The sequence below is a fragment of the Halomonas sp. SH5A2 genome (assembly GCF_014263395.1).
Taxonomy (GTDB): domain Bacteria; phylum Pseudomonadota; class Gammaproteobacteria; order Pseudomonadales; family Halomonadaceae; genus Vreelandella.
Genome location: NZ_CP058321.1, coordinates 529,552 through 541,545, shown reverse-complemented (window position 1 = coordinate 541,545; position 11,994 = coordinate 529,552). Strand labels below are relative to the sequence as shown.

General features: G+C 59.7%; 9 protein-coding genes. 1 reads left to right on the top strand and 8 read right to left on the bottom strand.

Features of this window, described 5'->3' with window-relative positions; all coding sequences use genetic code 11:
* Window positions 1-4: 4 nt before the first annotated feature.
* The 5 genes from HXW73_RS02570 to rho all read right to left on the bottom strand — a co-directional run bounded on the left by HXW73_RS02570 (window position 5) and on the right by rho (window position 4,129).
* Window positions 5-178 carry a hypothetical protein gene (locus tag HXW73_RS02570; protein WP_186254754.1) on the bottom strand — a complete coding sequence of 58 codons (174 nt, stop codon included), beginning with the start codon at window positions 176-178 and terminating at the stop codon, window positions 5-7.
* A 132-nt stretch (window positions 179-310) separates the two neighbouring features.
* Window positions 311-436, bottom strand: a complete 126-nt coding sequence (locus HXW73_RS17940) for a hypothetical protein (RefSeq protein WP_274600587.1) — start codon at window positions 434-436, stop codon at window positions 311-313.
* 102 nt (window positions 437-538) lie between these two features.
* Window positions 539-1,279 carry an NAD(P)H-flavin reductase gene (locus HXW73_RS02565; RefSeq protein WP_186254753.1) on the bottom strand — a complete coding sequence of 247 codons (741 nt, stop codon included), beginning with the start codon at window positions 1,277-1,279 and terminating at the stop codon, window positions 539-541.
* A gap of 37 nt (window positions 1,280-1,316) precedes the next feature.
* Window positions 1,317-2,819, bottom strand: coding sequence for a 4-hydroxy-3-polyprenylbenzoate decarboxylase (gene ubiD, locus HXW73_RS02560; RefSeq protein ID WP_186254752.1), 1,503 nt, complete (start codon window positions 2,817-2,819; stop codon window positions 1,317-1,319).
* Between the two features lie 50 nt (window positions 2,820-2,869).
* Complete coding sequence (gene rho / locus HXW73_RS02555) at window positions 2,870-4,129, bottom strand: transcription termination factor Rho (RefSeq protein ID WP_066322024.1); 1,260 nt, start codon at window positions 4,127-4,129, stop codon at window positions 2,870-2,872.
* 482 nt (window positions 4,130-4,611) lie between these two features.
* Between rho and ppx the strand changes: the two genes are divergently transcribed.
* The gene (gene ppx, locus HXW73_RS02550; protein WP_186254751.1) at window positions 4,612-6,150 is read left to right on the top strand and encodes an exopolyphosphatase; all 1,539 of its coding nucleotides are present in this window, start codon (window positions 4,612-4,614) and stop codon (window positions 6,148-6,150) included.
* A 5-nt stretch (window positions 6,151-6,155) separates the two neighbouring features.
* On the opposite strand, the gene tilS is transcribed toward ppx, so the two are convergent.
* From tilS to dnaE, 3 genes are all read right to left on the bottom strand, one after another.
* Window positions 6,156-7,424, bottom strand: a complete 1,269-nt coding sequence (gene tilS / locus HXW73_RS02545) for a tRNA lysidine(34) synthetase TilS (protein ID WP_186254750.1) — start codon at window positions 7,422-7,424, stop codon at window positions 6,156-6,158.
* Window positions 7,405-8,361: an acetyl-CoA carboxylase carboxyltransferase subunit alpha gene (locus HXW73_RS02540; RefSeq protein ID WP_186254749.1), complete on the bottom strand. Its 957-nt coding sequence runs from the start codon at window positions 8,359-8,361 to the stop codon at window positions 7,405-7,407. Before HXW73_RS02540 ends, tilS begins: the two co-directional genes overlap by 20 nt.
* A gap of 98 nt (window positions 8,362-8,459) precedes the next feature.
* On the bottom strand, window positions 8,460-11,963 hold the full coding sequence (gene dnaE / locus HXW73_RS02535; protein ID WP_186254748.1) for a DNA polymerase III subunit alpha: 3,504 nt from the start codon (window positions 11,961-11,963) through the stop codon (window positions 8,460-8,462).
* Window positions 11,964-11,994: the final 31 nt, after the last annotated feature.

The window sequence follows — 11,994 nt, the reverse complement described above, 5'->3', positions numbered from 1 at the left end:
TGGGTTAACTCTCCGTAGGGGTCTGACATCGACCGTGACATCGTGTATCCAGCGCGCCACCTGCTAAGGCACAGTCGGAGGTGGCAGCTGTCACCGACCGCGCGTCGCTAAATCGCCAGCCATAGCGGTAGCCGGGATAGCGGTTCACCATGGTGTGGAAAAAAGCGCGATAGGTCATGGGTCAGCTCCTTAATGAAATACCTGTGAACAGGAAAGAACGCTCGAAACGCAAGAAGCCCCGGTGGGGTTACCAACCGGGGCTTCTTTGCATTCGGCAGGCAACCCGTGGGGTGTGCCTGCAGGCGCGACGTTAGGCGTCGGCCATCGGCACACCGTCGCTAAACCAATAGCCATAGCCAAAGACGCCTTGCACGCAGCTTCCACCCGCCATTTCTGGTAAGCAGTGAGTCGTTAAGTTAGCGCGTGATGATGACATAAAGCGTCCCGATGGAAATATTGGCCGAATGCGGGCCGAACGTTGCAATCTCAAGACTTATCCTGCCTGTATGCGCCGCGAATAGCAACTAGTCACCCAGGTCTATTGGTTGCGCGGTGCGTACGAGAACACATCTGAGAATACCCGATCCTCATCGAGTCCCTTGCGCTCCAGTACATCCATGCAGGCGTATACCATGCCGGGCGAGCCGGAAATATAGACGTCCCACTCGCTGGGCGTCATGGAGGCCTGTTCAAGCGCCAGGTCAATGCGACCCTGATGATGGCTAATGCGCTCGCCAGCTGCCATCGGTTCAGTCAGCGGAAACTCGGTGACGGCCTGAAAGTCGACATTGGGATAACGCTGCGCCCAGTCACAGGCCAGCACTTCGGCATAAAGGTCGCGATGCTCGCGCACCGCCCACCACAGCGAAATCTTCCGTTCAGGCTGGTTTTTCAGCGATGCCTCAATGATCGCCTTCATTTGCGCGAAGCCGGTACCCGCCGCAATCAGCCACAGCGGGCGCGTGCTTTGGGTATCCAGAACGCAGTCACCACCGGGCAGCCGCACGGTGAGTTGATTGGCGACCTGAAGCAGCTCCCGAAGACGCGCCGAGTTTTCACGCTCTGGCCAGTGCTGAATGTGCAGCTCAATGATACCGTCGCCGCGCTCGGCACTGGCAATCGAAAAGGGTACCCAGGTCGACTCATCGAGCTTGAGCTCTAAATATTGCCCTGGCGCGTGCTGCATGGCTTCGGCGCGCCCTTCAAGGGTGACACCGAATACGTCGGGATTGAGGTCCTCGACGGCCGTAACCTGGCAAGTCAACATCCTTGCACTCATGAAAGCCTCTTTCGTTAAAAATCAGTCGGGATACTGGCTAAGCGCCGCTGCCTTTACGCGGGGACGGCAAGGGAATATCAATTCCCAGACTTTCCCAGCGCGCATCGACCCGGGCTTTGATGTCTTCGTCCATCACGATGGGCGTTCCCCACTCGCGATCGGTTTCACCCGGCCACTTGTTGGTGGCGTCCAGGCCCATTTTCGACCCCAGCCCCGACACGGGCGACGCAAAATCGAGATAATCGATCGGCGTGTTTTCCACCATCACGGTATCGCGGGCCGGGTCCATGCGCGTGGTGATCGCCCACATGACATCTTCCCAATTGCGCGCGTCAACATCGTCATCCAGCACGATCACAAACTTGGTGTACATGAACTGTCGCAAAAAGCTCCATACCCCCATCATCACGCGCTTGGCATGGCCGGGGTACTGCTTCTTCATGGTCACGACGGCCATCCGGTAGGAACAGCCTTCCGGCGGCAGATAGAAATCGATGATTTCGGGAAACTGCTTATGCAGAATAGGCACAAACACTTCGTTGAGCGCCACGCCCAAAATGGCAGGTTCGTCCGGCGGCCGGCCGGTGTAGGTCGAGTGATAGATCGCGTCGCGGCGCATGGTCATGCGCGTCACGGTAAATACCGGGAAGTGATCAACCTCGTTGTAATACCCGGTGTGGTCGCCGTAGGGGCCTTCGGGCGCCATGTCGTCAGGGTAGATAAAGCCTTCGAGGATAATTTCCGCCGAGGCGGGCACGTCCAGCTCCGCGTGTGCACACTTCACCAATTCGGTACGCGAACCGCGCAGCAACCCGGCAAAGGCATACTCGGACAGTGTATCGGGTACCGGGGTCACCGCGCCCAGAATGGTCGCCGGGTCAGCACCAAGGGCAACCGCCACAGGGAACGGCTCGCCCGGATGCGCCTTTTGAAATTCCTGGAAATCCAGCGCCCCGCCGCGATGGGATAGCCAACGCATGATCAGGCGGTTTTTGGCAATTTTCTGCTGACGGTAGATCCCCAGGTTCTGGCGCTTTTTATGCGGACCCTGGGTGATCACCAGCGGCCAGGTCACCAGCGGTGCCGCGTCGCCAGGCCAGCAGTGCTGAATGGGCAGACGCCCAAGGTCGACCTCATCGCCTTCAAACACGACCTCCTGCACCGGCGCCCGTTTGACCTGCTTGGGCCCCATGCTGAGCACTTGCTTGAAGATGGGCAGCTTGCTCCAGGCGTCTTTAAGGCCCTTGGGGGGGTCCGGCTCTTTCAAAAAGGCCAGCAGCTTACCGACTTCGCGCAGCGCCTCGACCGACTCCTGCCCCATGCCCAGCGCCACCCGCTTGGGCGTGCCGAACAAGTTGCCCAGCAGCGGCATGTTGTGACCCTTGACGTTTTCAAACAGCAGCGCCGGGCCACCGGCACGCAGCGTGCGGTCGCAGATTTCGGTAATTTCCAGGTAGGGATCAACTTCAGCGGTAATTCGCTTCAGTTCGCCTTGGGCTTCAAGGGCCGTGATGAACTCGCGCAAATCATGGTACTTCAATGCACACTCCCTGGCCGGCCATCATGCCGCTAGGTCTGTTTGAGGAAACCCTAGCGGCGCTTCATCGCGTCGAAAAACTCCAGATTGGTCTTGGTATCTTTCAAGCGGTCAATCAGGAATTCGGTGGCAGCGGTGTCCTCCATGGGATTCAACAGCTTGCGCAATATCCACATGCGCTGCATCTCTTCTTCGGAGGCCAGCAGGTCTTCGCGACGCGTACCGCTGCGACGGATATTGATCGCAGGGAAGACGCGTTTTTCCGCCAGCTTGCGGTCCAGGTGCGCTTCCATGTTACCGGTGCCCTTGAACTCCTCGAAAATGACTTCGTCCATTTTCGAGCCGGTATCCACCAGCGCGGTAGCGATAATCGTCAGGCTGCCGCCCTCTTCGATATTACGCGCCGCCCCGAAGAAGCGTTTCGGCTTCTCGAGCGCGTGGGCGTCAACACCACCGGTAAGCACTTTGCCGGAGCTTGGCACCACGGTGTTGTAAGCACGCGCCAGACGTGTGATCGAGTCGAGCAGAATCACCACGTCCTTTTTGTGTTCAACCAGCCGCTTGGCTTTTTCGATGACCATTTCGGCCACCTGCACGTGGCGGGCGGGCGGCTCATCGAAGGTCGAGGCAACCACTTCGCCACGCACGGTGCGCGACATCTCGGTCACTTCCTCGGGACGTTCATCGATCAACAGGACGATCAAATGACACTCGGGGTTATTGCGCGTGATCGAGGTGGCGATGTTCTGCAACATCAGCGTCTTACCCGCTTTGGGCGGTGACACCAGCAGGCCACGCTGACCTTTGCCGATCGGCGCTGTCAGGTCGATGATCCGCGAGGTCAGATCCTCGGTGGAACCATTACCGATTTCCATGCGCAGTCGGTCATCCGGGAAAAGCGGCGTCAGGTTCTCGAAGAGAATCTTGTGCTTGGCGTTTTCCGGGCGGTCAAAGTTGATCTGGCTGACCTTGAGCAGCGCAAAGTAACGCTCGCCCTCTTTGGGCGGCCGGATCTTGCCCGAGATGGAGTCGCCTTTACGCAGGTTGAAGCGACGGATTTGCGAGGGCGAGACGTAGATATCGTCCGGCCCGGCGAGATAAGAGCTGTCGGCGCTGCGCAAAAAGCCAAAGCCATCCTGAAGAATTTCCAGCACCCCATCGCCGTAAATATCCTCACCGCTTTTGGCGTGCTTTTTGAGGATGGCGAAGATGATGTCCTGCTTGCGCGAACGGGCCAAGTTATCGATACCCATTTCACGGGCGATATCGAGCAGCTCGGGAACGGTTTTTTGCTTGAGTTCAGTGAGATTCATCGGTGTGATTAGAAAGTTGCTCATGAAAGCTGGGCGCTAAGCGCCGAAATAGGACAGGAGGCGTAGCTCTTGATTATATGGCTAGGCGCCGTGTGATGCGTTCAGACCCCGAGAAGGCACTCACTCGAATAAAGGGGCTAGACTGAGACTTATTAACCACATGATTAATGGTGACTCAGTTCGAGGGTGCTAGTGCTGATTAGTCTGGTCAACACAGGAACGGCTGGACCAGCGGGCTATCTGACGACTTGGACATCTGGCCGACATCATCGGGCGCGATATACATAACCTTCACCGCGCAGTCACGCCAATTACAGCGCTAAATAATATCTGGGGCGACCTGGGTTATATATGGGTAAATCCGGTCGTATCAAGCCAGTAGCTCGATGTTAGTCAACCCCCGCGTCAAACGCAAGCTTTTGGCAATTGACATTAAATAAAGCCCCCCGCAACCTTGGGTCAGTCAACACGAAGGATAGCTCATGCCCAAGGACATTTCGCTCACCACCGACGCCCCTGACGTAGCGGCCGAAAAGGGGGCACCACAACGTTTAGCGGCCATCGACATGGGGTCGAACAGCTTTCATCTGCTGGTGGCCAACTACCAGAATGAGCGCCTTCAAGTCGTGGCGCGCCTCGGCGAAAAGGTCCAGCTTGCCGCCGGTTTGGATGAAGAGGGCCAGCTCAGCGAGGCCGCCATTCAACGGGCGTTGGATTGTTTGGGACGCTTTGCGCCCTTCCTTACCGGTATCACCCAGCAAAATCTGCGTATCGTGGGGACGAACGCGCTGCGCGATGCGCATAACAGCCAAGCCTTTATCGAACGCGCCGAGGCCCAGCTTGGCCATCCCATCGAGATTATTGCCGGCCGCGAAGAAGCCCGCCTGATCTACCTGGGCGCTGCCCATGCATTGGCGGAAAACGGTCGCCGCCTGATTGTCGATATCGGTGGCGGGTCCACCGAGTTCATCATTGGCGAGGCCTTCGAGCCCAGAGCGCTGGAGAGTCTGCGCATGGGCTGCGTGACATTTTCTCGGCGCTTTTTCCCCGAAGGCGAGCTCAGCGAAAAACGCATGCGCCGTGCCGAGTTGGCCGCGCTGTCGGAGCTGGCCAATATTCAGCGCCCTTATCAGCGCCTGGGCTGGGACGACCCGGTGGGTTCCAGTGGCACGATCAAGGCAGCGGCCAGCGTGCTCTTCGCCTACGGCGACACGACTCAGGAGGGTCTGATCACCCGCGGCGGCTTAAAAAAGCTGCGCGAGCGGCTTATCAAGTGCAAACGGCTCGACAAGGTCGAGCTCGACGGTTTGAAGTCCGACCGCGCCAAGGTGTTTCCTGCCGGGATCGCCATTCTGAGCGCTATTTTCGAAGCCTTTGACCTTGAGCAGATGCGCTTTGCTGACGGGGCCCTGCGCGAAGGTGTGCTGTATGACATGGCGGGGCGTAATAGCGCCGAAGACACCCGCTCGAAAAGCCTCGACGTGCTGAAGCGCACCTATGACGTGGATAGCCGACAGGCGGACAACGTGGCGGATACCGCCAGTCGACTATTTGATGCCCTGCACGATGATTGGTCGCTGAACGACTCGCTCAAGCGTTACTTACGCTGGGCGAGTCACGTGCACGAAATTGGCCTGGCAATTTCCCACAGCCAGTTTCACCGCCACGGTGCCTACCTGCTTGAGCATTCGGACCTCGCTGGTTTTTCGCGCCCGGAGCAGCGGCTGCTGGCGTTTTTAGTCCGCGCCCACCGGCGCAAGTTTCCCCTCAAAGAGTGGCAGGCGCTGCCTAAAAACCAGCAGGCACAAAGTGCCAAGCTGGCACGCCTACTACGGCTGGCGGTGTTGCTCAATCATTCACGGCCCGAATCCGCCCCGCCACTGCCCGAGGTAAGCGCTGACGGTGATCAGTTGACGATCACCTTGCCCGAAAGCGACGAGCCAACGCTGCTGAGTACTGACCTGGAACAGGAGCAAGGCTACATGGAGACGGCAGGATTCCGGCTGCAGCTTGTTGAGTAATCCAGCTAGCGAAACCTGACGCCGTCCGCCCGCCACATTAACGTGGCGGGTGGCTGAACCACGCCCAGGCATTCTTCCTCTTGCATCACCAAGACCACCCACTCGCGCTGCCAGGGCGGCAAACCGGCTTCTTGCAAAAGCCGCTTGACCGCCCGGCGCCCTCGTTTGGGCAGACGAATCACCTCACCTCCCTGGCGCCAGCGCAACGTCACCGGTTGGTCGGTCTCGAGCGTCAGCGCGAGCGGGCCCAGCGGCGTTTCGATACCCGCCTGGCCGTTCCAGCTCGCTTGCCAGGGTGGCGGATTTTCTAAAGGCAGCATGACAAATAACTGCTCATGCCACACCCGCGCTTCGGCCCCCGGCCAAGTCACTCGCACCTGGGCGTCACGCCCGGCAATCAGTTGATCAAGCAAGGTTTCCAGGCGTTCACGCGGCGGCGTGGGCAAGCCCGCCTGCTGGCACAGTGTACGCACCAATAGGCGCTGGCGCGGACGGTCGCGTAAGCTCAACGCAGCCACGTCCAGACCTCCATCAACACCCTGCAGGGTTTGCAACTCTTCGCTGGCGTAGCCGGCCAGCAATTCGTCGGCTTCTCCGGCGTGCCGGGCGCTTTGTGAAAGCGCCCGGCACGCCGCAGGCCAGCGCGCTTCAAGTAGCGGCACTACCTGGTGACGCAGCAGGTTGCGGTCCAGGGCAACATCATCGTTGGTCGGGTCGTCGCACCAGGCTAGCTGAATGGCCTTGGCCGTTTCGGCAAGCTGATCACGGCTGATCGCCAACCATGGCCGCAAAAGAGTAATGCCCTGCCAATCGCGACGATAGGGCATGGCGGCGAGTCCGCGAACCCCGCTACCCCGCATCGCGGCCAGCAGCAGCGTTTCAGCCTGATCGTTTTGATGCTGAGCCAGCCACAGTGTATCGCCAGGCGGGAGATGCTGCTGGAAGGCGGCCAGGCGCGCCCGACGAGCGGCACCTTCGATCCCTTCGCCTTGGTGTTCGACGGTTACCCTTGCCACGGTGAGGGGCACGCCGAGCCTTGCGCACAACGCATGACAGTGCGCTTCAAAGGCGTCGGCGGCAGGTTGCAGGGCATGATTGACATGTAGCGCTCGCAGCGGTTGTTGGGCCTTACGGCAGACGTCCGCGGCCAGGGTCAGCAGTAGCGACGAATCCAGCCCGCCGGAAACGGCCACCCAAACAGAGCGCCCCGGTGGGGTTTCCACCAGGGCGTCGTTAAGCGGGTCAACAAGCGATTCAGGCGGCTGGGGCGCCATAGCTCATCAGACGGTCATAGCGGCGCGCCAGCAGGGCATCGGTATCCATCCGCTGCAGCCGGTCGATACTTGCTACAAGCGCCTCCTTGACGCGCTCGGACGTTGTCACCGGATGCCGGTGCGCGCCACCCAGCGGCTCCTTGATCAGCGAGTCAACGAAACCCAGCTCCTTGAGCCGCTCAGCGGTGATGCCCATGGCTTGGGCCGCGTCTGAAGCTTTTTCGGCGCTCTTCCACAGAATCGACGCGCAGCCTTCCGGGGAAATCACCGAATAGGTCGAGTACTGAAGCATCTGCAGTTCGTCGCACACGCCAATCGCCAGCGCGCCGCCGGAGCCACCTTCTCCGACCACCGTGGAGATGATCGGCGTTTTCAGGCGCGACATAACGGCCAGATTGTAGGCGATGGCTTCCGACTGGCCGCGCTGCTCGGCATCGATCCCCGGGTAGGCCCCTGGCGTATCGATAAAGGTCAGCACGGGCATTTTGAAGCGCTCGGCCATTTCCATTAACCGGCAGGCTTTGCGGTAGCCTTCCGGGCGCGGCATGCCAAAGTTACGGCGCACTTTTTCTTTAACGTCGCGGCCCTTTTGATGACCAATCACCATGACAGGCTTGTCATTCAGGCGCGCCACCCCTCCCACCAGTGCGGCGTCGTCACCAAAGTTGCGGTCGCCATGCAGCTCGTCAAAGTCGCTGAAGATGTGCTCAAGGTAATCCAGCGTGTAGGGGCGCTGGGGATGGCGTGACAGCTGGGACACCTGCCAAGGGGTTAAATCCTTGAAAATCGACTCCGTCAGCTTGCGGCTTTTCTCTTCCAGCCGGGCGATTTCGTCGGAAAGGTTGACCTGGCTATCGGAGCTGACCAAACGCAGCTCTTCAATTTTTGCCTGAAGTTCGGCAATGGGCTGTTCAAAATCGAGATAATTAGGATTCATCGGCTCTGCCTGTTAAAAATAAGCCTTGTCGAAACGCGCACAGATGCAACCATTATCGCACCCTGGCCCTGCCACGCAAGGCGACTCGCGGAACGCGTCTACTTGTAGCGTAGCTGGACACCCACCTGACCCTGCACATCGCGCAGGGTCAGCAGCAAATCATCGCTGGGGGCGACTTTCCACTCATCCGCCAGTTCCAGCCAGCCCACGGCATCGGGGTGGCGATACTGCAGGCGGACGGGCAGCCCGGCTTCGTCGCGAAATGGCGACAGGCTGGCGCGCAAACTCTCGACCAGACGGCCGTTGAGCTGCTGGGCATCCAGCGCCAGCTCCACCGCCTGACCAAAGCGTGCGCGCGCCGCCACCATGGGGGTGACATCCTTGCCGCGCAGCTTGAGACCGCCGGAGAAGTCATCGTTGGACACCTCGCCTTCGACAATCACCACTTCGTCGGCAGCGATTTGCCCACGCAACTGCTCGAACAGTTCGCCAAACAGCGAGGCTTCGATGCGCCCGGTGCGGTCATCCAGGGTAATGAACGCCATGGTATCGCCGCGCTTTGATTTCATGGTGCGCATGGCCACCACCAAACCAGCGATCCGCTGGGGCTCCCAGGACGCTTTTAAATCGCTGATCCGCGTCGATACAAAGCGTTTTAGTTCACGCTCGTACTCATCAATCGGGTGGCCTGTCAGGTAGAGGCCGAGGGTATCTTTCTCGCCTGACAGCCGTTCGCGGTCGGTCCATTCGCGGACATGGCGGTATTCGGCGTAGACATCGACCGCCTCTTCTTCAGCAGTAAACGCCTCGCCGAACATATCCAGCATGCCCAAGTTCTGGTTGGCGTGATTTTGCGCGGCGGCCTTGAGGGCATCTTCCATGGCAGCGGCGAGCACGGCACGATTGGGGCCCAGGTTATCCAGCGCGCCGGAGCGGATCAGCGCTTCCAGCGTGCGTTTGTTCATGCGCTTGGGGTCAATACGCTTGCAGAAGTCGAAGAGGTCGCTGAACGCGCCGCCCGCTTCACGGGCGTCGACGATCGCGCCAATAGGGCCTTCACCCACGCCGCGAATCGCCCCCAGTCCGTACACCACGCGGCCCTGTGTATCCACGGTGAACTTGTAACCGCCCACGTTGACGTCTGGCGGGGTCACCGTCAGCTTGAGGTTTCGGCACTCCTCGATCAGCGGTACGACTTTATCCAGGTTGTCCATTTCCGTGGACATGACCGCCGCCATGAAAGGCCCCGGATAGTGCGCCTTGAGCCAGGCCGTCTGGTACGACACCAGCGCGTAAGCAGCCGAGTGCGATTTGTTAAAACCATAACCGGCGAATTTTTCCACCAGGTCAAAGATATTGCCCGCCAGATCTTTATCAATGCCGTTGGCCGCGCAGCCTTCCATGAAACCGGCGCGCTGCTTGGCCATTTCCTCGGGCTTTTTCTTACCCATCGCCCGGCGCAGCATGTCGGCCTGGCCGAGCGTGTAGCCCGCCATCACCTGAGCGATCTGCATGACCTGCTCTTGGTACAAGATGATACCGTAGGTGGGGGCCAGCACCGGTTTCAACAGCTCGTGCTGGTAATCCGGGTGTGGATAAGACACTTCCGCGCGGCCGTGCTTACGGTTGATGAAGTCGTCCACCATGCCCGACTGCAGCGGCCCGGGGCGGAACAGGGCCACCAGGGCGATCATGTCATCGAGGGAATCGGGCAACAGGCGCTTGATCAACTCCTTCATACCCCGGGATTCCAACTGGAACACCGCCGTGGTCTCGGCACGCTTGAGCATCTCGAAGGTCTTGCCATCATCCAGGGGAATGGCGTCGATGTTGAGCGGCCCCTGGTCGTTGGCGTCGCGCACCTTGTCGACCATTTCCAGCGCCCAGTCGATGATCGTCAGCGTGCGCAGCCCCAGAAAGTCGAACTTCACCAGCCCGGCATCTTCGATATCGTTTTTATCGAACTGCACCATCAGGCCAGCGCCGTCCTCATCGCAAAGCAGCGGCGAAAAGTCGGTGAGCTTGGTGGGTGCAATTACCACGCCCCCGGCGTGCTTGCCGGTACCCCGGGTGGTGCCCTCGAGCTTGAGGGCCATTTCCCAGATTTCCTCGGCCTCTTCGTCGCTGTCGATAAATTCTTTCAGCGCGGCTTCCTGCTCGATCGCCTTATCGAGCGTCATACCGACTTCAAAGGGAATCAGCTTGGAGAGCTTGTCGCCCAGTGAATAGGGCTTGCCCTGGGCACGAGCGACGTCGCGCACCACCGCCTTCGCGGCCATGGTGCCAAAGGTGACAATCTGCGATACCGCATCACGCCCATAGCGCTCGGCCACGTACTCGATGACCTTGTCGCGCTTCTCCATGCAGAAGTCGACGTCAAAGTCGGGCATGGAAACCCGCTCGGGGTTCAGGAACCGCTCGAAAAGCAGGTCGTAGCCGATGGGATCGAGGTCGGTGATCTTCTGCGCGTAGGCCACCAGTGAACCCGCACCGGAGCCGCGCCCGGGCCCGACCGGCACATCGTTATCCTTGGCCCACTGGATAAAGTCCATCACGATCAGGAAGTAGCCGGGAAAGCCCATCTGGATGATGATGTTCAACTCGAAATCGAGCCGCTCCCGATAGCGCTGGTCGATCGCCTTGTACTCGTCACCGTCGCGCGGATAACGTTCGGCGGGAAACAGAAAATCCAGCCGGTCCGTCAGGCCATCGTGGGAAATCTTGCGGAAAAACTCGTCCTGGGTCATGCCCTCGGGAATTTCGAATTCGGGCAGGAATATCTCGCCGAGGCGCACGTCGACGCTGCAGCGCTCGGCGATCATCACGCTGTTTTCCAGCGCCTCGGGAATGTCGGCAAACAGCTCGGCCATCTCGGCAGGGCTTTTGAGGTACTGCTCTTCGGTATAGCGACGCTCGCGGCGGGGATCGTCGAGCGCCTTGCCTTCACCGATCGCCACGCGGGTTTCATGGGCCCAATAATCATCACGCTCCAGAAAGCGCACATCGTTGGTCGCCACCACCGGCGTCTGGGTATCAATCGCCAGTTTCACGCTGGCGTGCACACAGTCTTCTTCCAGGGGCCGCCCGGTGCGGATGAGTTCAAGGTAGAAGCGGTCGGGGAAGGCCTGCTGCCACTCCTCCAGCAACCCACGTGCTTCACGCTCGTGGTCGGAAAGCAGGTGGCGGCCTATTTCACCGTCGCGCGCCCCTGACAGCGCAATCAGTCCTTCACTTTGCGAAAGCACCCACTGCTTATCCAGAATGGCGCGGCCCTGCCGCTGGCCGTCGGTCCAGCCCCTGGAAATCAGTTCAGTCAAATTGCGATAACCCACCTCGTTCATCGCCAGCAGCGTCAGGCGGTAGGGATGCGCCTCGTCGTGGGGATTATGCAGCCACAAGTCGCTGCCGATAATAGGCTTCAGGCCAGCGCCCTGGGCGGCCTTATAAAACTTTACCAGACCGAACAGGTTGGCTTCGTCGGTCAGCGCCAGCGCTGGCATCTCGCGCTCAGCAGTCGTGCTGACCAGCGACTTGAGCTTGACCAAGCCATCGACCAGGGAATATTCACTGTGCAAACGTAGATGAACGAACGGAACCGTCATGAGACTCTCGGTAAAAACGCTAGATAAATAG